Genomic DNA, 20,179 nt, shown 5'->3' on the forward strand with positions numbered 1-20,179 from the left:
AGGAACGCCATGGCGTACAGGCGCTTTCCGAGCATGGTGTCCACGGGGAAGAAATCGGCTGCGATGATCCCTTGGGCTTGGGCGGTCAGGAACTCGCGCCAGCTGGGACCGGACCGGCGCGGAGCCGGGCCGATGCCCGCGGCGTTCAAGATCCCCCAGACCGTGGACGGTGCGATCGGATGGCCCAGCCGGGCCAATTCGCCCTGGATCCTTCGGTGTCCCCACCGGGGATCCTCGCCGGCCAAACGCAGCACCAGATTCCTGAGCGCGGCCGCAGTCGGGGGTCGGCCGGTACGCCTGCGGCGGGCGGAGTAGTCCCACTTCTTGGCGATCAGCTTGCGGTGCCAGGCCAGCAAGGTGCCGGGGGCGACGGGGAAGACATCGGCCCAGCGGCGGCGCGGTATCAGCGAGGACAGCACGGAAAGCCAGAACCGGTCGGCCCACTCGTAGCGGACCAGGCCCTTGAGCTGACGGCGCAAGACTGTGTTCTCATGCCTCACCAACAACTCGGCGTCCTTGGCGGTATCCCGGCACAGCAGGACAGCCGGTATCGACACCATCGTGCGAGCAGCGCGGTACAACAGCGACACGATCATCGGGACAGCCTCTCAGCCACCACCGACAACCATGGACACCGCTGCTCACCTGCAGCGATGACTTTACGAGCCCCACAGGCTGCGGGCCTGTGGGCCGGGGCGGGGCGGGGGTGCGCAGGCCCGAGGGGATCATGTTCACGCTGGTGGCGTCGGCGCTGAGGACCAGCAGGTCCCGCCCGCCCGGACCGGCAGCGGGTTCGGGAGCCGTCCCGGCGCGCTGGGCGTAGAAGTCGCGCACGTCGCGGGCGGCCTCGATGGTGATCTCCTGCAGCTGGCGGGTGCCCAGCGGCAGGCCGGTGGTGCGGGCCAGCGATGCGCGGGCCGAGCGCAGGGGCCGGTCGGCGACCTCGTGCACCACGGCGCGCTGCAGCGGGAAGGAGTGCCGCCGTGCGGGCAGGGCCAGGGCGGCGTCGGCCGGGTGCAGGTTGGGCGCCTTCGGGGCCCGGTAGGCGATGCGGGAGACCTCGACCGGGCCCATCGTGGTGGCCAGCAGCCGGGTGTGGCCGCGCTCGGCCCGCACCCGCGCCACCTGGTCGGCGCCGACCACGACCGGGCGGCGTTCCTCCCCGCGGGCACGGGCGTCCAGATGGTCCTGCATGAGCAGGCGCTGGAGCTCGCGCCCATGGTGGGTGAGGTAGTCCTCGAGCGTCTCCTGCGTGCAGGAGGCCATCTCCGCCTCACCCAAACGAGCGGTCATCGCCTCGAACTGGGCCCGGGAGGCGGCGTAGTTGTCGGCCGCAGAGCTCGGGGCGGGGTAGGTTGCCACCGGGTCTTCTTCCTTGTTCGGCAAGGCTGTTCAACCCGGCCAACAAGGGGAAGGCCCGTCTTTGCACGCGGCTTCACCCGCCTGCCGCGGTGCGTGCACGCGCCAGGGTGAACAGGCCCCCGGGGGTGGACAGAGCCCGGCCGGCAGCCACGGCCTTCTTCAAGTGGTGTCGGACCCGTTCGACGTTGCGCGCCGTCACCTCCAGGCCCAGACCCTCCACCACCTGTCGGCAGCGCACCGGGCCGGGATAGCCGGCCAACACCCCCAGCGCCCGCTCGCCGAACGCCAAGGCCGCGTCCGTCGCGTCCGCCGGCCACCTGCTCGAATCCGACCGCTGGGCAGGGACCTCGGGGCGGACCGGACAGGCCACAACATGCGCCACCACCGGCAGCTCGCCGACCACTTGACGCGCCGTGGACAGCCGGGCCAACTCCTGCTCGCACACCCGCAACAGCTCCGCAATCCGCTCGGCCTCCCCGCGCAGCCGCTCCACCTCGCCCAGACAGGCCGCCTCCCGCTCCTGCAGCAGCCGGAGCACCTCGTCACAGCCCACCCAGTCCGCCTCTCCACGCCAGCCGATCAACCAGCTACCGCAACGAGAAGACCACCCCGCCGGACACGTCGACAGCACCACCGTCACTCAGGAAGAAACGCACCCTTGTCGGACCGACCCGATCGGGGTAGGCCAAGCGCTTCGTGCGGCGGGCCAGGTCCTCCGCGGTGGCGCCGTTGATGGTGACCTTCAACAATGCCTCGCCTCGTGGCCGGTTGTAGTGGATTTCGAGCTGGAAGGCGTCGTACAGCTCGCGCTGCGCTTCCGCCGATACCGCTCCCAGTCCGGTGGTCAGCTCCGGCAGCATCTCCAGGAGCTCCGCGGCCGTGGCCGACGGCTGAAGTGCGGTGGCCTGTGCTGCGAGATCGGCCTGCAGCTTGGCGCGCTGGCGCTCCAGCTCGCCGAAGCGTTCGCGGATGGACCGCCGGTATGCCGCCGCGGTCGCCTGATCCGCGTCGTCGACGCCGTCGGTGAGCTCGTCCATCAGCCGGTTCTGCTTGATCCGAATCTGGGCGATCTGTGCCTGGAGCGCCTCGGTCCGGTCCTCCGGTAGGGGTACGGGGTCGACGGGTGCCGCCAAGTCGGCAGCAAGCAACGCACAGCGGTCCGGGCCGAAGATCCGGGTGGCGAAGAAGTCATGGACTGCGCCGATGAGGGCCTTTTCACCAATCCAGCGAACGCAGTTGCCGCAGCCCCTTCGCCACCAGGAACGGCACCGCTTCGCCGGCACCCGCGTATCCGTCGCTGACTGTCCGGCCGCCGAGGTAGCGGGCGTGGACGCCTTCGAGGATCACGGCGAGTTTCATGGCGCTGAAGGCCAGGTAGAACGGCAGCTGACCGAGGTCTCGGCCGGTCAGTGTCGCGTATTTCTCGGCGACTTCATGGCTGCTGGGAAATCCCTCGTGGGTGGTGACGCCCACTGCGACGGGGATCTGTGCCCGGTCGGTGTCATCGCGGTCATGCCAGTAGGTGAGGGTCATCCCGAGATCGGCGAGGGGGTCTCCCAGTGTGGAGAGTTCCCAGTCGAGAACGCCGGCGATCCGGGGTGGAAGGACGCCGGGTTCGATGATCGTGTTGTCGAGGCGGTAGTCGCCGTGGACGATCGAGGCGTCGGAGTGCTCGGGCACGCTGTCGGAGAGCCGGTTGAGGAGTACGTCCATGTCGGGCAGTCCGCGGGTGCGCGAGCGCTGCCACTGTTCGCCCCATCGGAGGATCTGCCGGGCGCAGTAGCCGTCCGGTCGGCCGTAGTCGGCCAGGCCGACGCCTGCCGGGTCGATGCTGTGCAGGTCGGCGAGGGTCTGCATGAGTGCGTCGGCCGTCGCCGAGCGGGCCTCGGGGGTGAGGTTGGCGGTGTCCTGCGCGGTGCGCAGGATGTCGCCGGGTACTTCGGTCATGACGTAGAAGGGGCGGCCGAGGACCTCGGGATCCGTGCAGAGCGCGAGGGTGCGGGGCACCGGGACATTGGTCGGTGCCAGGGCGGTGAGGATGCGGTGTTCGCGCTTCATGTCGTGGGCGCTGGGGAGGATTTCACCGAGCGGGGGCCGTCTCAGGATGACGGTTCCGCCGGAGAGGTGCAGGCGGTAGGTGATGTTGGAGAGGCCGCCGGAGATCACTTCCGCCTGCCAGGGGCCGCCGTTCAGCAGGTCGGGCAGTGCTTCGTGAAGCCACTTCTCGACGTTCCCGGCGGGCAGGCCAGGCAGTTCGGTGTTCACCGGACCTCGTTTCCCTTGTCGGCGGCGGTACGGGCGCGGCGGGCGGTGCGCTTGGCGATCGACATCCGGTGGGCCTCCGATGCTCCGTCGTAGATGCGGAACGCGCGGATGTCGGCGTAGACGCGGCCGATGACCAGGTCCTCGCTGGTGCCCATACCCCCGGCGAGCTGTACCGAGCGGTCGACGATGCGCCCGACCGCCTCGCTGACGAACACCTTCGCGCGCGAGGACGACTCGTTGCCCTTGTCCCCCCCGGCCAGCTCCCAGCAGCTCTGCCACAGCAGCGCCCGGGCCGCGACGAGGTCGATCTCGTTGTCGGCGATGAGTTGCTGCGCCATACCGAGGTCGGTCATCCGCTGCCCGAACAGCTCCCGGTCGACCGCCCGGCCGAGGGCGATCTCGTGTGCCCGGCGGGCAGCGCCGAGCCAGCGCATGCAGTGGGTGAGGCGCGCGGGCGCGAGCCTGACCTGTACGTAGCGGAAGCCGAGTCCGGGCTCGCCGAGTACGGCGTCGTCGGGTACGAAGACGTCCTCGAAGAGCACCCGGCAGTGGCCGCCGACCATGGTCGAGTCGATGGTGCGGGCGTGCTCCTTCACCACGAAGCCGGGGGTGTCGGTGTCGACCATCAGCATGGTGGCTCCGCCGCTCTCATCATCGCGCGCCATGACGATGGAGAACGCGGCCCCCTCGGCTCCGGTGATCAGATGCTTCTCGCCCGAAATGGTCCAGCCGCCGGGGGCTTTGGTCGCCAGGGTGCGCACGGCGGACGGGTCTGAGCCCGCGCCGGGCGGCGGCTCGGTCATCGCGAAGCAGGAGCGTACGTCGCCGTTGACCAGCGGGAGGAGGTATTTCTCGCGCTGCGCGGGGGTGGCGACCATGTTGAGGAGGTGGATGTTGCCCTCGTCCGGGGCGGCGCAGCCCAGCGCGAGCGGACCGAGCAGGCTGGTGCCGGCCTCCTCCAGCAGGACCGCCGCCTCGTCGAAGCGGAACCCTCCTCCGCCGAGGTCGGCCGGGGCCTGGGGCGCCCAGATACCGGCCCCTTTGGCGGCCTCCTGGAGCTCGCGGCGCAGGTCGTCGTCGAGGCCGTTCGTGAAGGCCTCCTGTTCGCGCGGGATGACCACACCGCCCACGAACTCGGCGATCCGGCCGCGCCACTCCTCGACCCGGGGGGTGAGGGAAAAGTCGAAGGACATCTACACTGACTCCATCCTGTACGTACAGCTACTGGTCACGGTCACCCTCGCCACAACGGGCCTCCGGCCCTGGAGACCACGATGTTGGGCACGGCGGCATGGCGTGACAACCGGCAGATGGCCAGGGCGAGTTCGGCGATGTCATCGGTCCTGATCATTTCGGCCGGGTCGATACGGTCATGGACCCAGGCCGTCATGTCGGTGTCCACGTATCCCGGTGACAGCGCGGTCGCGCTGACCCCCGCCGCCCCCTCGGCGACCGTGATCGACTCGCACAGGGAGATCAGCGCCGCCTTGGTCGCGCCGTACGCCGCCAGGCCGGGCTCGCTCGCGACCCCGGTGATCGAGGCGATGGCTATGACCTTGGCACCCAGGCCCGACGGCGACGACCCGGCCGTACGCAGGGCCGGCAGCAGCCGCTGGACCATCTGGAACGGCGCGCGCAGGTTCACCGTCATCATGGTGTCGAGCCGGTGCAGGGGATAGTCGGCAAGCTCTCCGCCGGCCCCCATTCCTGCCGCGAGCACCAGCGCGTCGAGGCGCTCGTACCGTTCGAGATGCGCATCGGCAAGGGCTTGGACCTGGGTCTCGTCGGCCATGTCCGCGGACACGGATTCGACCCGGTTGCCGTACGCGCGCAACTCGTGGGCGGTGTCCTTGAGCGGTCTATCGGCACGGGCGGACACGGTGAGGTCGAACCCCTCCGCCGCGAGGCGCTGCGCGATGGCTCTGCCGATTCCCCGTGACGCGCCGGTGACGAGCGCGGTACGCCGGACTGTCATGTCGCTCCCAGTGGGCTAATGGTCATTAGCTAGCATCTTGGTCAACCGATCAGTGATTCGTCAAGAGGCTGGCCGGAACGGCCGGCAGATGCTGCTAACAGTCAGTAGCAGGTATCGTCGCGACATGGTTGAATCGCAGGTCATCTCCGCCGCAGCGCTGAGACTCTTCGCCGAACGTGGCTATCGCGCCACGACCATGGCCGACATCGGGGCGGCGATCGGCATCCGCGGACCGAGCCTGTACCGGCACGTCAGCTCGAAGCAGACGCTCCTCGGCGAGATCATGGTTGCGGCGATGCGGACACTGATCGCTGACCAGCGGGCGGCGCGGGACGCCGGCGGGGATGTCGTCCTGCAGTTGCGGCGCATGGTCGAGGCACATGTCCGCTATCACGCGGCACATCGCGAGCAGGCATTTGTCGGCAACCGGGAGATCGGGAATCTGGAGCACCCCTATCACGATCAGGTGCTGCGCCTCCGCCAGACATACGAACAGGGGCTGCGTGCCGTCATCGAAAGCGGCTGTGCCACCGGGGCATTCCATGTCGCCCAGCCTCGGCTCGCCTCCTACGCGATTCTCGACATGGGTATCGGCGTCTCCGCGTGGTTCAGGACGGATGGGCCGCACAGCGCAGAACAGGTCGCGTACAGCTATGCGGACTACGCGATCAGGCTGCTCACCGATCGGCAGCCGGATATGGTGGCCGTCGATTCATGAGGGTGTACGGGGCCCGCTTTCACGGGCTCCGCGCACCCTGCCGGCTCTCCTCTATTGCCTGCCGATGCGGGCGTAGACCGCCGGCCGGGTCCTGCGGTAGACGAGCGCCATGACCACGCCCACCACGAAGGTGCCGTACACCACGGCGAACATCGAATTCGTGAGGGACTGCGAACCATTGATGAGCAGATGGAAGTTCTGTGTGGCCAGGACCACCGAGACGGCAAGCCCGGCGATCGCCAGGACGGGGGCGATCAAAGAGTTCCAGGAGTTCGCCCCGGCCACCCGGTTCCGCCTGAGATAGACAGGGACCGCGACCCCGGTGATGAGCAGGAGCAGAATCAGCGCATAGCCGAATATGCCGACGAGTACCGCGTACAACTGCGAGGGATTGGCCCCGAGTACAACAAACGGCACCATTCCCAGGAATGCGGCGGCGCTGGCCGTCAGGGATGCGCGGTGCGGGGAGCCGTGCTTCCCGTGCACCGTGCCGAGGGACTTGTGCACGATGCCGTCCGCGCTGAGGTTGTACAGATAGCGCGTCGTGATGTTGTGGCTCGACAGGATCGCGGCGAAGATGCTCGTGTTGAGCAGCACAGTGACGAGGTCGACGGCGACCCGGCCGCTGTACGTCTCGAGGCTCGCCATGAAGGTGCCGGTCGGGTCGGCCGCGGAAGCGGCCACGACCTTCGCGGTGCCGACCGCCTGGATCAACACCCAGGAGCCCAGTGCGTACATGAAGGTGACCACTCCGACGACGAGATAGGTCGCCCGAGGGACTATACGGTCGGGATTCCGCACTTCGTCACGGAAGATGGTGGTCGCCTCAAAACCGCCGAAACAGGTGATGCTGTAAAGGAGGGCGATACCGATCGATCCGGAGAAGATGCTGTGCGGGGTGAACGAACTAACCCCTAGGCCGGCGGAACCGCCCTGCGCCACGACGCAGGCGTCATAGACCAGAACAATGACGACCTCGCACACCAGGAGCACGGAGAGAATCCGTGCCGAGAGATCGAGTTTGAAATATCCCAGCGTTCCGATGACCGCTTGCAGTACAAGGACCCATATCCACCATTTGATGTCGGGTCCGTGGTAGGTGTCGTGCACGAGCGATTCGAGTACCAGGCCGCCGTAGGCATAGCTGCCGATGGTCATGAAGTAGTAGCACAGTAGCGCCAGGAATGACGAGCCGAGACCGACGACCCGGCCGAGACCGGCGGTGATGTAGGCGTAGAACCCACCCGGGTTGGGGAGATGCCGCGCCATGGTGGTGAATCCGGCGGCGAACAGGGCGACGATGACACCAGCCGCGACGAAGGCCACCGGAGCGCCGATTCCGTTGCCGTAGCCGATGACAACGGGGACGAAGCCGACAACGACCGCCAGTGGCGCGTTGAAGGCGAGAACCATGAAAAGCAGATGTGCCGTGCCGAGATTTCCGCGGAGTTTGCTCTCCGGGGGCGGTGCGGCTGGGGGAGCTGTCGGCCCGTTGGCCGCTGACACTGAACTCATGTGCACCCTCTCTTACGACAGCCCCGCCCCCGGCGGAGACTTTCGCGAATCTTGTTGGCCCAGTAGCGAGGCATGAAAGCGGTGTGTCAAGACTTTATGAGAAATTTGGTGAAATCCAGGCCCCGGGATCGAGAGTGCGGGTCTTGCCCGGGCCCGGGTTGACAGCCACCGGGGGTCGTTCCACTATGTGTGGTCAACTGATCAGGTCGTTAGATTACGACGCTCGCCACCGCCCCGCAAGGGTCCTGGGGGAGTCCGTCCGCCACCCTCGGTGAAGGAGCAGCATGCCCATCCGGCCACAGGGCGCGCTCGCCCAGGGGTTCGTCTCGCCCGGCTTCGAGCCCGTACGGGAGGCCTTCGAGCTGAACTTCGAGCGATACGGAGAGGTGGGCGCCTGCTGTGCCGTCCGCGTCGACGGTGAGCCGGTGGTCGACCTCTGGGGAGGCGACGCCGGTGACGGTCGGCCATGGACGCGGGACACCATCGGCCTGGCGTACTCGGTGACCAAGGGGGCCACGGCCATCCTGTGCTGCCTGCTCGCCGATCGCGGGGAGCTCGATCTGGACGCCCCCGTCGCGGGCTACTGGCCCGAGTTCGGCAGCGGCGGGAAAGCGGCCACGACCGTCCGCATGCTCCTCTCCCACCGGGCGGGGCTGCCCGCACTCGACGGCCGGCTGACCTTCGACGAGGTCCTTCAGTACGGCACCGCCGCCCGCGCCCTCGCCGGACAGCGCCCGCTCTGGGCCCCGGGCACCGCGTTCGGGTACCACGCCCTCACCTACGGCTGGCTGCTCGACGAAGTCGTACGGCGTGCCACCGGTCGCACGATCCAGGATCTGTTCGCCGCCGAGATCGCCGGTCCGCTGGGGCTCGACTTCTTCATCGGCCTGCCACGCCGCGAGGAACACCGCGTCGCGGCGCTCATTGGCGAGCCTCCGGAGCAGGACCCGTCATCCCTGCTCACCCGGGCGATGACGGCGAACGGCGTGTTCCGCACCCCGGATGCCGCCACCTGGAACGACCCGAGAATCCGCCGCGCGTCGATCCCGGCGGCCAACGGCATCACCAACGCCCGCTCGCTGGCCCGGCTCTACGCGGCGCTGGTCGTCGAGCCCGGGAGGCCCCCGCTGTTGAGCGGGAAGACCCTGATCGCCGCGATTTCGGAGCGCAGCGCCGGACGGGACCTGGTGACGGGTCTGGACTCGCGGTTCGGCACCGGATTCATGCTGCCGACGGCCGGTACGCCCATGCTGTCGGGAAGTTCCTTCGGTCATGAAGGCGTGGGTGGGGCCCTCGGCTTCGCCGATCTCGATCAGCGGGTCGGTTTCGGCTACGTACAGAACTCGCTGAGGTCGGATCCCACGGGGGGACCGGATCCGCGGGTGGCAGGGCTGATTTCGGCGCTGCGCGACTCGCTCGGGGAGCGGCGGACGTCCTGAACCCCGCCATTGACACGTATCGGACCATCGCGCATTCTGATCATACGATCAGGTCGTGTGATCAGAAGGGTGGCCATGACTCATCAGCCGGGCGATCAGCCCAGGGTCGTCATTGTGGGCTCCGGTTTCTCGGGGCTGTGCGTCGCCATCAAGCTCAAGAAGGCCGGGATTCACGATTTCGTCCTTCTCGAGAAGGAGTCGGACGTCGGCGGCACCTGGCGGGACAACACCTACCCGGGAGCCGCCTGTGACGTCCCCAGCGTGCTCTACTCCTACTCGTTCCGGCAGAACCCGAACTGGACGCGGCTCTTCCCGTCGTGGCGGGAACTGCACGCGTACCTGCGGGAGGTCGTGGACGTCTACGGGCTCCGTCCGCACCTCAGGTTCGGGGTCGAGGTCGAGGAGATGCTCTTCGACGAACCCAGCAACACCTGGACGGTGAACACGAGCACCGGCGAATCCATCAGGACCAATTTCGTGGTGAACGCGACCGGGGTGCTGAGCAAGCCCGTCGTCCCGGAGATCGCCGGCCTGGAGTCCTTCACCGGGACGATGTTCCACTCCGCCCGCTGGGACCACGACCACGACTTCACCGGACGCCGGGTGGCGGTGATCGGCACGGGCGCGAGCGCGGTCCAGTTCGTGCCGGAAGTGGCCGCACAGGCCGGGCAGCTCTACGTGTTCCAGCGCTCGCCGCACTGGGTGACGCCCCGGGAGGACCAGGAGATCCCCGAGGCCCGCCGTCGCCGCTACCGGCGGCTGCCGTTTGTGCAGCGCCTCGAACGGTGGCGTACCTACTGGGAGTTCGAGCGGCTCGCCCGAGGATTCCTCGGGCACCCCAAGGTCGTCGAGGGCTACCACCAGCGGGCGCTGGAATTCCTCAGGACATCAGTACCGGACGACGAGCTGAGGGCGCGGCTGACGCCGGACTACACCCCCGGCTGCAAGCGGCGGCTGGTGTCGGACGATTGGTACCCCGCGCTCCAGCGGCCGAACGTCGAACTGGTCACCACGGGCCTGTCCGAAGTCACCGCCGATTCGGTGGTGTTGACGGACGGTACGACCCGCAAGGTAGACACCATCGTCTTCGGCACCGGCTTCGCCGCGACCGACTTCATGGCGCCGATGAAGGTCTTCGGGGTGGGCGGCGCCGAGATCTCCGACGTCTGGAAGGACGGGGCGGCGACCAAGCTGGGCATCTCGACGTCGGCCTTCCCGAACCTCTTCATGATGCTGGGCCCGAACACGGCCCTCGGGCACAACTCGATGGTGTTCATGATCGAGGCCCAGACCCGCTACATCGTCGGGGCCATCAGGCATGCGCTCGCGAAGCGGATACCGGCCGTCGAACTCCGCCCCGAAGTACAGGAGAAGGCCTACCGCGACACCCAGCGGAAGATGAAGAAGACCGTGTGGGTGTCCGGCTGCCGGAGCTGGTACCAGTCGGCCGAAGGGCGCATCGACACGCTGTGGCCTGCCACAACCGTCTCGTACTGGTGGCAGACGAAGCGCTTCCGGCCCGGTGACTACCGGTAGGCCGAGTGCACGCGGAAGAACCGTTCCACGCGCTGGGAGGGTGGAAACTCCTGGGCGGCCCGATCCGGTCTGCCGCACCGCCACCGCCGAATACGCCCTGTGTCTCGCGCAGTTTGGCACCCCCGTGCACCCCTTGGTCCGTGCTTATCACATGGGCCGGAACGACTTCATCAAGGCGTGCTTCGCGCAGGCCCGCGGACTGGACTGCTCACCGGAGCCGAGGGCTCACCCCGATCGCGAAGAGCTGGCCGTCATAGTGGTGTCTCCCGGCGAACGACGTGGCGATCCAGGTCCACGGCGGCTACGGCTACACCCGGGAGTACGACGCCGAACAGCACTACCCATGAGGGCACCCACGGCGTTAGCAAGGACGACGGTCCGCGGGCCGGCGTGACGCTGGAGGCTGAGCAGCTGTTCGGCCGTCCACCCCGATTCGGCAGCGGGGGAAGGTCCGTCGGGCGTATACATGGTGGCGCGAGTGACCTTCGCTGATCGGGATGCTTACCGTGCTGCTGCGGCAAGCCCGATCGGAGCGCAGCTGGAGAAGCGCCGGCGCGGGCGGCCCGGTGGCCGGCGGGGTCTGTCGGGCCCGGTTCTCGCGCGGATCGGCACGCGCAAGCACATTTTATGGCACTCAGTTCCCTCTGTGAAGGTACTCCGTGCCCTCTTATTGGCTTCTCGGTTTGCCCGGTCTCAGCCCTGGACGCGATGGCTGTGGCCGGCCCACTCCGGCTCGCGCAGCGCGTACTTCTGGATCTTGCCGGTCGAGGTCTTCGGCAGCTCGGCGACGAGGTCGACGTTCCGCGGCACCTTGTAGCGCGCGATCTTCATCCGTACGTGCTCGATCAGCTCCTCCTCGGTGGCCTGACGGCCCGCCTTGAGGACGACGAACGCCTTCGGCCGTTCGCCCCACTTCTCGTCCGGCACTCCGACCACCGCGACCTCCAGGACCGCCTCATGACTCATCAGCGCCTGCTCCACCTCGATTGTGGAGATGTTCTCGCCGCCGGAGATCACCACGTCCTTGGCGCGGTCGCGCAGCTCCACGTATCCGTCGGAGTGCATGACGCCCAGGTCGCCGCTGTGGAACCAGCCACCGCGGAAGGCCTTCGCGGTGCCGTTGGGATCACGGTAGTAGCCGGACATCAGGTTGTTGCCGCGCATGACGATCTCGCCCATCGTGCTGCCGTCGGCCGGTACGTCGGCCATCCGCACGTCCACGACCCGCAGCCCGTCGGTCTGGATCATGCCGACGCCCTGGCGGGCCTGGACCGCAGCCCGCTGCTGGGGCGGGAGAGCGGACCACTGCGGCTGCGGCTGGCAGACGGAATACGGGCCGTAGCTCTCGGTGAGTCCGTAGACGTGCACGATCCCGAAGCCCATCCGCTCCATCTGCAGGATCGTCGTGGGGCTCGGCGGGGCGCCGGCGGTGGTGATGACCAGCCGGTAGTCGAGCGGCCCGGCCTCGGCGGCGTTCAGGATCGTGGTGACCACCGTCGGCGCGCCGTTGAGGTGGGTGACCCGGTGCTTGCGGATCAGCTGCCAGATCGCGTCGCCCCGCACCTCACGCAGACACACGTGCGTACCGCCGATGCCGGTCACCGCCCAGGGCGTGCACCAGCCGTTGCAGTGGAACATCGGCAGCGTCCACAGATAGACGCTGTCCTGGTCGTGGGAGGAGTGGACGATCTCTCCGAACGAGTTCAGGTAGGCGCCTCGATGGGTGTAGACGACCCCCCTGGGCCGGCCGGTCGTACCCGAGGTGTAGTTGATGGAGATCGGCGCCAGCTCGTCCTCGACCGACCAGTCGAGGGGCTCCTCGGAGCCACGAGCGGTGAAGTCCCCGTAGCTCACCAGCCGCGACCCGATCGCCGCTACCGCCGCCGCGTCCGTGCCCACGCCCGCCTCGATGTCCTCATGTACGACAACCTCGGTGACCGTTTCGACGTCACGCACGGCGGCCGCGACCGTGCGCAGGTAGGCCGCGTCGGCGATCAGGACCTTCGCACCGGAGTGGTCGAGGATGTAGGCGATCTCCTGGGCGGAGAGCCTGGTGTTGACGGCGACCAGTACGGCCCCGGCGAGCGGCACCGCGAAGTGCGCGATGAGCATCTCGGGCACGTTCGGCATCAAATAGGCGACCCGGTCCCCGGGTCCGATCCCGCCCGCTTGCAGGGCTCGCGCCACACGGGTCGCCTGCGCAGCGAGCTCCGCGTAGCTCAGGCTCCTGTTCCCGTAGATCACGCCGGGCTTGTCGGGCCACACCCGCGCCGTCCTCTCCAGGAAGGACAGGGGCGTCAGCGGTGTGTGCGAGACGGGGTTCATGAACGTCCTCCCGGCAGCAGCGGCAAGAGACAACGGGACAGCGGTCATCACGGTATTCAGCGCCGTAAGCTCTGGTCAAGTGACTAGATCAGTGAATCAGGGCTCGCTTCCGCGCACCGGCGCCAGCGGGCGCCCAGGCTCGTCGGGTCACAACCACCTCCCTTGAGTGCAGGGGACAGCTAGACTGTCGTCCGTCCCATTCATATGACTCAGACGAGGAAGGGGCCTAGGATGACGCGGGTTCCCGCAGACCAGCGCAGACAGGACTACATCGAGGCAACGATCCGCGTCATTGGCGAGCGCGGAGTGAGCGGTGCCACGACGCGGCGTATCGCCGAGGCCGCCCAAGCCCCGCTCGCTACGCTGCATTACTGCTTCCACACGAAAGAACAGCTTTTCTTCGCCGTATTTGAATATGCCTCGGACCGGCTGGTTGAGCGGATAAGCGAGGCCAAGGAAAGCTCTGACCTGGGCAAGGCCGCGACTTATCTCCTTGTCACGACGATGGACTGGTTCGTCGAGAACGACGCCTATACGCATGCACAGTTCGATCTCTATTCGTGGGCATTGCGCCAGGAGAAAAAGCACCCGGGGCTGGCCATGCGGGCATACGGCCTCTTTATCGACCGATTCGCCGAAATTCTCCGGAAAGACATGCGACCCGACGACGATGCGGAGCTTGTGCAACCGCTGGCCCGCATCGTGACGTCGATCCTTGACGGTCTCGCTCTGCAGTGGCACGGGCACCGCGACCGCGCGCAGTTGGATGCCGACATTGCCCTGGCCTGTGAGTCAGTCGACCTGCTCGTGGAATCGCGGCGCCGTCAGCGGAAGTCGGCCTGACCTCATTCAGATCTTGTCGAGTGCGGTGTCGACGCCCTGGATGACCCGCCACATGGGGCGCGCGCGCCGGGAGACGAGCGCGATCGCGTCCACCTCGTCCCGGCCGCCGGCCGCCCGCACGGCCGGGTCCTCGCTCCAGGCGCCGCGTACGTAGTCCAGCGCGTGGTCGGCCCCGGCGACGACGTCGGCGCGCACGGTGCCGTCCGGTCGGGCGGCGTAGCGGACGCGCAGGAAGTCGGCGAGGGTGTGTTCGTACCGCCAGACCACCGACAGTTCGCGGGCGCGCAGGGCGGGCACTTTCTTGGTGAGGCGGTAACGCTGTACCGAGAAAAGGGGATTCTCGGCCCGGCTCGCTCATGACGTGAAACATAACACCTGGTCCCAGGGCGGCATGGCATTGTGTGTGGCACTGAGTACCCTTATATTAGGGTACTCAGTGCCGGTGTCGGTCATTGCCGCGAAGGATGTACCAATGGACCGCGATTTCGGACATCGGGCTCGCCGACATGGCCATGAAGCTGGAAGCCGCCCGCCAGCTTGTCGAACGCATGATGCGCGACGCCAAGATCACACAGATCCACGAAGGCACCGACCAGGTCCGGCGCATCGGCATGGCCCGCAACCTCCCGTAAGACACTAAGGACTCAGCCATGGAAACCATCGCCCGTCTCGGTGTCGTCGGCTGCGGCCTGATGGGCTCCGGCATCGCCGAGGTCGCCGCGCTCAGGGGCATCGACGTCCTGGCCGCCGAGGCCACCCGTGAGGCCGCCGAGGCCGGCCGGCGGCGCATCACCGGCTCCCTCGACCGCGGCGTACTGCGCGGCAAGATCAGCGAGGAGGTACGCGACCTGGCTCTCGCCCGGCTCTCGTTCACCCACGACCTGGGGAACATGGCGGACCGTCAGTTCGTTATCGAGGCCGTCGCCGAGAACCGGGACATCAAGACCAACGTCATCCAGACCCTCGACAAGGTAGTCGCCGACCCGCGGGCGGTCCTGGCCACCAACACGTCCTCGCTGCCCATCGTCGATCTCGCGGTCGCCACCGAGCGCCCGGAACAGGTCATCGGGATGCACTTCTTCAATCCCGTCCCGGTGCAGACACTGGTGGAACTGATCCCCGCGCTAACCACGGCCGAGGACACCCTGGACCGTACGCGCCGCTTCGCGACCGAACAGCTCGGCAAGGTGACCGTCCAGGCGCCCGACCGCTCGGGCTTCGTAGTCAACGCCCTGCTGGTGCCGTATCTGCTCGCCGCCGTCCGGATGGTCGAGTCCGGATCGGCCAGTGCGGAGGACATCGACCGAGGTATGGAACTCGGCTGCGCCCACCCCATGGGGCCGCTGCGGCTGCTCGACCTCGTCGGACTCGACACCGCCCAGGCCATCGCCGACTCTCTGTACGACGAGTACAGGGAGCCGCTGTACGCGCCCCCCGCGCTGCTGCGGCGTATGGTCGCCGCAGGGCGACTGGGACGCAAGAGCGGACGCGGCTTCTACGACTACAGCGCCTGATGCAGGGCCTTTCTAGAGGCGGCCGGGCAGGAGTTGTTCGGTCCAGATGCACTTGCCGGTGGTCGTGTAGCGCGCTCCCCAGCGGTGGGAGACCGCGGCGACCAGTTGGAGCCCGCGGCCGCCCTCGTCGGTGTCGGCCGCACGGCGGATGCGGGGTGTGGTCGGGCTGCCGTCGGAGACCTCGCAGATGAGGCACTGGCCGCACAGCAGACGCAATTGGATGGGCCCCTTCACCTCGCCGAGTCCGGTGAGCCCCGCCTGGTGGCAGGAGCCGTCCGGCACCCGCCTCCAGCAGGCCATGGGGGCAGTCGAGGTCGGTGTCTGGGAGTCGGACCTTCGCCGCCGCAGACGCTCGGCGGCCAGCGCCTGGAGAAACAGTCGCTTCTCCGTATCCGGCTCACCGGGCGTGGCCATCAGGACGGACAGCGCTCCGATCGGCAGGGGGACAGCCGCCAACCCGGTGCCCACCAGGAATGTCCTGGGCGATTGCCCCGGCTCGGCCGATTGCCCGGACACACCCCCGTCGCGAGTTCCTACCCGGGCCGCCACGCTCCGGGCCGGACGCCGCAGAAAGGCTCCGCCGCGCACAGCTAGGACCGGGGCCACCGTCTCGCCCCACGCCACGTTCTCCCACGCCTGGGCGAGGGGCGGAGGGAGTCCGCTGACCACCGCCAGGCGGAGCCCGCCGTCCCCCGCGCTGCCCAGATGCACCATGCCGCCCAGCCCGCCGAGATCGGCCACCGCCTGGTGCAGCGTGTAACGCAGCATCTCCGTGTCGCTCAGGCCGTCGGCTGCCGCCAGCAGACGCAGCCGCTCCTCCCGCACCCACTGTGCTGGGGCATGTGCGACTCGAGCGGGATTTTCCCTCGCACTCACTCCATCACCCGCCACTTACGTAACGTGACAAGATTAATATTTCTTATCAAATACGATGAAGTGAATGATCAGCCCTCGGTGCTGTCCGGGAACTGCCGCGCGACCTCGCGGCGGTCGACCTTGCCTGAGGCCGTCAGCGGCAGCTTCTCGTAGATCACCCACCGTTCGGGAACGGCGTAGTCGGGAAGTCGCGCCGCGAGGTGGTTGCGAGCGGCGTGTTCGTTGAACACGGAGTCGGGACGCGGCTCGACCGCTGCGGCCACGCGCTGCTGGAGTACGGGGTCCTCAATGCCGAACACCACGACCTGGCCGACGTCGGGGCGCTGCGCGATGCAGGACTCGACGTAGGACGGCAGGACCTTCTCGCCGCCGCGGTTGATGACGTCGTCGACGCGTCCGGTGAGCCACAGCAGCCCGTCGCCGTCGAGGTGACCGAGGTCTCCGGTGCGGAGCCACTGGCCGCGGAACTTCTGTTCGGTGAGGGCGGGTTGGCGCCAGTAGCCGGTCATCCGGGTGGGGCCGGCGACCCAGACCTCGCCGGGCTGCCCGGGGGGCTGCTCCCGGCCTTGGTCGTCCACGACCTTGAGCTGTACGCGCGGGGCCGGCAGGCCGACGGACTCCCCCTTGGAGGCAACGAGTTCGTGTGGCAGGAAGCTGCAGATGGAGGTGAACTCGCTGAGCCCGTAGGCGTGGGTGAGCCGAAGATGTGGCCAGCGCCCGAGGAGTTCGTCGATCCAGGCGGCGGGCATCGGGCTGCCGCCGAAGAAGAGCTTGGCGGCGGGTCCGTAGATGTGCTCGGCCTCATCGGACATCATGAGCATGCGCAGGATGCTCGGGACGGCGGCGAGGAAAGTGACGGGCCGTTCCCGCAGTTCGGCGATCGCGTCGCCGGTACGGTACTTCGTCAGCAGATGGGTGCAGCCGCCGGCGACCAGCATGTGCCCGAACTGGTCGTTGAATCCCGTGTTGTGGAAGACGGGGACGAGGATCAACGTGCTGTCGTCCTGGGTGCTTCCGTGGAACTCGGCGACCGCCAACGCCCCCTTGTAGAGGGCCTCGTGGCTGAGCACCGCGCCCTTGGGGGCGCCGGTGGTGCCGGAAGTGAAGCTGATGAGGGCGATGTCCTGGGGGACGGGGACATCCGGGACCGTGGATTCGCCCCCCTGGGCGGTACGGACCAGGTCACCGAGTTCGATCACCGCCCGGCCCGGCCGGGGCACTTCCCGTACGAGATCCGCGTGGGCGGCGTCGTGCAGGACGGCCCTCGCCTCCAGCCGGTCGCACTGGTCGCTCAACTGGCTGGGACTGAGGCGGTTGTTGGCCGGGGCCACGACGATGCCCAGGCGCAGGCACGCCAGGTAGGCCGTGATCCAGGCCATGCTGTTGAGGCCGATGAGGACGACCCGGTCCCCCTTGCCCGCGCCGCGCGCCGCCAGCGACGCGGCGACGCGGTCGACGCTCGCGTCCAGTTCGGCGTAGGTAAGGTGCTCGGTCCCGTGGCGCAGGACCACCCGGTCCGGGGTCTGGCGCGCCCAGTGCCGCAGGGCCGCAGGCAGTGTCTGCACTGACTCGCTCCGATCCTCAGGTCCGCTAGGCCGCGGATATGGGTTGCGCCCGCGCGATGCGGCCGCCTTCGCCGGCAAGGGAGACAAGGATCTCCTCGTAGAGCGGCAGCGCGATGTCCCAGCGCAGCGCCTCGGGGCCCCAGGCACCCGCCTCGGCGCCGTGCTCCATGAGCACCACTGCCGCCACGGCGGCGCCGAGCCCGGTGGTGCGGGACATGGCGGCGGCGTCGGTGATGACGAGCGAGTCGAGGACCTCCTTGCCCTTGAGCGCCTGGACCAGGACCCCCGAGGCGGAGTTGGCCTGCTTGGCGGGCTTGCTGTTGTAGCGGGCCCACAGCAGCTTCCACAGGAACTCGGCGGGTTCGACGGCCGTGCCGTCGATGTCGACCGTCACGTCGGTGTAGCCGAAGCCGATCCGGCCGAGCGTGGAGAAGGCGGCGTTGGCCCAGGCGGGCTGCAGGGTGCCCTTGCAGCTGGCGTAGGTCAGCCTGGGGTAGTGCCGGGAGAGCGTGAGGGGTTCGGGGTGTGCGGTGTCGTACGCCTCGATGACGCCCAGCGACTGGGGGAATGCGTACGACGCGGCGGTCGCCGGTACGAAGCCGGGTGACTTCGCCCAGGCACCGTCCTGCCAGACCGGGCAGGGGTTGACGGCCATGTGCAGCATGTGCCGCAGCGGGGCGAGGCCGCCGGGGTCGCCGTCGTGGACGAGCCAGACGACCTGGACGCCGTCCGTGGTCGGCTGCTCGGACAGCAACCGGCTCGCCATCCAGTTGGACACGCCCGGTGACAGCCCGGCCCCGGTGATCAGAGGCAGGCCCGCCTTCTTCGCCTCGTCGTGCAGGGCCAGGATGGCCTCGGTGCCCTCCACGTCGTCGCAGATGTCGACGTAGGCCGCGCCTGCCGCCAGGGCGGCGCGCGCGACCGCGTCGGAACCGGTGAAGAAGGGGCCGGTCAAGTTGACGACGGCGTCGACGCCCGTCAGGTCCACTTCGCCCTTCGACACATCGGCGATCCGGCCGGTCACCCGGCCCGGGTCCAGCGACTCCGCGTGCTTGACCGCTTCCTCGGCCCGGTCGAGGGCCACGAACTGCGTATCGGGCAACTGCTTGAGCAGAATATCCAGGGCACTGCGGCCCATGTGCCCCAATCCGACCACTGCGACGGTGCGCTTCATACCGGCCTCCAGCCAATAACCGATTCTTAGGTGAGAATCCCGGGGGTGACATAGCTGTGCATCGGCATCGACCGGTAGCGCAGCGGCGGCAGCTGATCCGGGGTGACGAAACCGGCGGGGGCATTGATGACGTCCGGGATGCGGTTCACCCATTGGGTGCATGTCGTCGTATAGCTGGGGACCACACCGTTGTCGAGGAACAGGTCGGGCTCACCCTTGATGACCCACTGATTCATGTCACTCTCTCCGCTGCCGAAGATATAGCCCGACATCTCGAAGGTGAAGGTGGGCCCTTCGACGGTGCGCATGACGTCGATGTCGGAGTAACCGATCACCGTGCCCTTGGAAAAGGTGGTACCGATGCTGTTGGAGTGCCGGTCCTCCTCAGCGACGACCGGGCTGATCTCGGTCTTCCATTCCTTCGGCGTCAGACCGGTGGCCTGGGCCAGTGCCGCGAGCAGATTTCCGCCGAAGGTCGGCGGACGGGACTCGGAGTTGATGGACTCCTGGAACTGCTCCAGGGTTTCCCCGACATGCTTGCTCTGGATGATCTCGGCGCCGTATTCGTCGGCGTTCCAGGTCGCTTTGCCGTACACGGAGTCGATCCGGTGCGCGGTGCCCAGGAGCGCGCTGACCTGGTGGAGCCAGAAGGAGTCCTGATGGCCGGAGCCGGTGATCGTCGCGCCGTGCTGCTTGGCCAGCGCGTCCAGTTCGGCGGCTATGGCCGGTGACGAGGACCAGGGGTAGAGGGATTCCTCCGAGATCGTGACAACATTGGCGCCGTGCCGTACACAGAGCGTGAGCTGTTCCTGGATCTCCGGCAGGAAACTCTGGGTCGCGTGCAATACGACATCCGGCCGCTGGGTCGCCAGCACGTGCTCGGCGTCCGCCTCGATCGGCACACCGATATATCCTATCTCCGCGAACTCCCCGAGGTCGCGGCCGACTTTACTGGGGTTCCGGGCGATGGCGCCCACGATCTCCACGTCTTTTTCGGTCATCAGCCTGGTGGCCAGGGCACCCATGGCACCGGCACCGTACACAACCGCTCGAATCCTGCGCATTCCGGTCT

General features: G+C 68.0%; 17 protein-coding genes and 3 pseudogenes. 6 read left to right on the plus strand and 14 right to left on the minus strand.

All coding sequences use genetic code 11. The annotated features are described in order from the left end of the window. The 7 genes and pseudogenes from FCI23_RS35210 to FCI23_RS35240 form a co-directional block, all read right to left on the minus strand. Positions 1–596, minus strand: a pseudogene (locus tag FCI23_RS35210) (integrase core domain-containing protein); the annotation flags it as partial. Continuing rightward, a complete protein-coding gene (locus FCI23_RS35215) occupies positions 490–1,362 on the minus strand; it encodes a hypothetical protein (RefSeq protein WP_136728241.1) in 873 nt (290 codons plus the stop codon). The gene FCI23_RS35215 and the pseudogene FCI23_RS35210, both read right to left, overlap by 107 nt. 73 nt (positions 1,363–1,435) lie before the next feature. Continuing rightward, entirely contained in the window at positions 1,436–1,945 is a 510-nt protein-coding gene (locus FCI23_RS35220) for a hypothetical protein (protein ID WP_136728242.1), read from the minus strand. A 4-nt stretch (positions 1,946–1,949) separates the two neighbouring features. Next, positions 1,950–2,495, minus strand: coding sequence for a hypothetical protein (locus FCI23_RS35225; RefSeq protein ID WP_136728243.1), 546 nt, complete (start codon positions 2,493–2,495; stop codon positions 1,950–1,952). Positions 2,496–2,577: 82 nt separating this feature from the next. Continuing rightward, positions 2,578–3,627, minus strand: coding sequence for a phosphotransferase family protein (locus FCI23_RS35230; RefSeq protein WP_136728244.1), 1,050 nt, complete (start codon positions 3,625–3,627; stop codon positions 2,578–2,580). After that, positions 3,624–4,820 (minus strand): acyl-CoA dehydrogenase family protein, encoded by a 1,197-nt coding sequence (locus FCI23_RS35235; protein WP_136728245.1) that lies wholly within the window; start codon positions 4,818–4,820, stop codon positions 3,624–3,626. Before FCI23_RS35235 ends, FCI23_RS35230 begins: the two co-directional genes overlap by 4 nt. Positions 4,821–4,861: 41 nt before the next feature. Then, positions 4,862–5,602 carry an SDR family NAD(P)-dependent oxidoreductase gene (locus FCI23_RS35240; RefSeq protein WP_136728246.1) on the minus strand — a complete coding sequence of 247 codons (741 nt, stop codon included), beginning with the start codon at positions 5,600–5,602 and terminating at the stop codon, positions 4,862–4,864. A gap of 88 nt (positions 5,603–5,690) precedes the next feature. On the opposite strand from FCI23_RS35240, the gene FCI23_RS35245 reads away from it, so the two are divergent. After that, on the plus strand, positions 5,691–6,320 hold the full coding sequence (locus tag FCI23_RS35245) for a TetR/AcrR family transcriptional regulator (RefSeq protein ID WP_136728247.1): 630 nt from the start codon (positions 5,691–5,693) through the stop codon (positions 6,318–6,320). 51 nt (positions 6,321–6,371) lie between these two features. On the opposite strand, the gene FCI23_RS35250 is transcribed toward FCI23_RS35245, so the two are convergent. Then, positions 6,372–7,835: an APC family permease gene (locus FCI23_RS35250; RefSeq protein ID WP_246144369.1), complete on the minus strand. Its 1,464-nt coding sequence runs from the start codon at positions 7,833–7,835 to the stop codon at positions 6,372–6,374. Positions 7,836–8,119: 284 nt separating this feature from the next. On the opposite strand from FCI23_RS35250, the gene FCI23_RS35255 reads away from it, so the two are divergent. Together FCI23_RS35255 and FCI23_RS35260 are read left to right on the plus strand one after the other, a co-directional pair. Then, positions 8,120–9,274, plus strand: coding sequence for a serine hydrolase domain-containing protein (locus FCI23_RS35255; protein WP_136728248.1), 1,155 nt, complete (start codon positions 8,120–8,122; stop codon positions 9,272–9,274). 75 nt (positions 9,275–9,349) lie between these two features. Further along, complete coding sequence (locus FCI23_RS35260) at positions 9,350–10,810, plus strand: flavin-containing monooxygenase (protein ID WP_136728249.1); 1,461 nt, start codon at positions 9,350–9,352, stop codon at positions 10,808–10,810. A 693-nt stretch (positions 10,811–11,503) separates the two neighbouring features. Here the strand turns inward: FCI23_RS35260 and FCI23_RS35265 are convergent. Next, entirely contained in the window at positions 11,504–13,135 is a 1,632-nt protein-coding gene (locus FCI23_RS35265) for an acyl--CoA ligase family protein (RefSeq protein ID WP_136728250.1), read from the minus strand. 231 nt (positions 13,136–13,366) lie between these two features. Between FCI23_RS35265 and FCI23_RS35270 the strand changes: the two genes are divergently transcribed. Next, positions 13,367–13,978, plus strand: coding sequence for a TetR/AcrR family transcriptional regulator (locus FCI23_RS35270; RefSeq protein ID WP_136728251.1), 612 nt, complete (start codon positions 13,367–13,369; stop codon positions 13,976–13,978). Between the two features lie 6 nt (positions 13,979–13,984). Here FCI23_RS35270 and FCI23_RS35275 read toward each other — a convergent pair whose 3' ends face one another. Further along, the gene (locus FCI23_RS35275; protein ID WP_136728252.1) at positions 13,985–14,275 is read right to left on the minus strand and encodes a hypothetical protein; all 291 of its coding nucleotides are present in this window, start codon (positions 14,273–14,275) and stop codon (positions 13,985–13,987) included. A gap of 200 nt (positions 14,276–14,475) precedes the next feature. On the opposite strand from FCI23_RS35275, the pseudogene FCI23_RS35280 reads away from it, so the two are divergent. Together FCI23_RS35280 and FCI23_RS35285 are read left to right on the plus strand one after the other, a co-directional pair. Continuing rightward, positions 14,476–14,610 (plus strand): annotated as a pseudogene (locus tag FCI23_RS35280) (acyl-CoA dehydrogenase family protein); the annotation flags it as partial. An 18-nt stretch (positions 14,611–14,628) separates the two neighbouring features. After that, positions 14,629–15,492, plus strand: coding sequence for a 3-hydroxybutyryl-CoA dehydrogenase (locus FCI23_RS35285; protein WP_136728253.1), 864 nt, complete (start codon positions 14,629–14,631; stop codon positions 15,490–15,492). 12 nt (positions 15,493–15,504) lie between these two features. Here FCI23_RS35285 and FCI23_RS35290 read toward each other — a convergent pair. The 4 genes and pseudogenes from FCI23_RS35290 to FCI23_RS35305 all read right to left on the minus strand — a co-directional run. Continuing rightward, positions 15,505–15,723, minus strand: a pseudogene (locus FCI23_RS35290) (ATP-binding protein); the annotation flags it as partial. A gap of 713 nt (positions 15,724–16,436) precedes the next feature. After that, positions 16,437–17,933, minus strand: a complete 1,497-nt coding sequence (locus FCI23_RS35295; protein ID WP_169317080.1) for a class I adenylate-forming enzyme family protein — start codon at positions 17,931–17,933, stop codon at positions 16,437–16,439. A gap of 25 nt (positions 17,934–17,958) precedes the next feature. Next, positions 17,959–19,107 (minus strand): saccharopine dehydrogenase family protein, encoded by a 1,149-nt coding sequence (locus tag FCI23_RS35300; protein ID WP_136728255.1) that lies wholly within the window; start codon positions 19,105–19,107, stop codon positions 17,959–17,961. Positions 19,108–19,133: 26 nt separating this feature from the next. Then, positions 19,134–20,171, minus strand: coding sequence for an NAD(P)H-dependent amine dehydrogenase family protein (locus tag FCI23_RS35305; RefSeq protein WP_246144371.1), 1,038 nt, complete (start codon positions 20,169–20,171; stop codon positions 19,134–19,136). Between the last annotated feature and the right edge of the window lie 8 nt (positions 20,172–20,179).

Source organism: Actinacidiphila oryziradicis (genome assembly GCF_005047355.1).
GTDB classification, from domain to species: domain Bacteria; phylum Actinomycetota; class Actinomycetes; order Streptomycetales; family Streptomycetaceae; genus Actinacidiphila; species Actinacidiphila oryziradicis.

Excerpts from the sequence above, each read along its gene's own strand:
- FCI23_RS35235 (WP_136728245.1), bottom strand. The coding sequence starts at position 4,820 with ATGTCCTTCGACTTTTCCCTCACCCCCCGGGTCGAGGAGTGGCGCGGC.
- FCI23_RS35240 (WP_136728246.1), bottom strand. The coding sequence starts at position 5,602 with ATGACAGTCCGGCGTACCGCGCTCGTCACCGGCGCGTCACGGGGAATC.
- FCI23_RS35245 (WP_136728247.1), top strand. The coding sequence starts at position 5,691 with ATGCTGCTAACAGTCAGTAGCAGGTATCGTCGCGACATGGTTGAATCG.
- FCI23_RS35250 (WP_246144369.1), bottom strand. The coding sequence starts at position 7,835 with ATGAGTTCAGTGTCAGCGGCCAACGGGCCGACAGCTCCCCCAGCCGCA.
- FCI23_RS35255 (WP_136728248.1), top strand. The coding sequence starts at position 8,120 with ATGCCCATCCGGCCACAGGGCGCGCTCGCCCAGGGGTTCGTCTCGCCC.
- FCI23_RS35260 (WP_136728249.1), top strand. The coding sequence starts at position 9,350 with ATGACTCATCAGCCGGGCGATCAGCCCAGGGTCGTCATTGTGGGCTCC.
- FCI23_RS35265 (WP_136728250.1), bottom strand. The coding sequence starts at position 13,135 with ATGAACCCCGTCTCGCACACACCGCTGACGCCCCTGTCCTTCCTGGAG.
- FCI23_RS35270 (WP_136728251.1), top strand. The coding sequence starts at position 13,367 with ATGACGCGGGTTCCCGCAGACCAGCGCAGACAGGACTACATCGAGGCA.
- FCI23_RS35285 (WP_136728253.1), top strand. The coding sequence starts at position 14,629 with ATGGAAACCATCGCCCGTCTCGGTGTCGTCGGCTGCGGCCTGATGGGC.
- FCI23_RS35300 (WP_136728255.1), bottom strand. The coding sequence starts at position 19,107 with ATGAAGCGCACCGTCGCAGTGGTCGGATTGGGGCACATGGGCCGCAGT.
- FCI23_RS35305 (WP_246144371.1), bottom strand. The coding sequence starts at position 20,171 with ATGCGCAGGATTCGAGCGGTTGTGTACGGTGCCGGTGCCATGGGTGCC.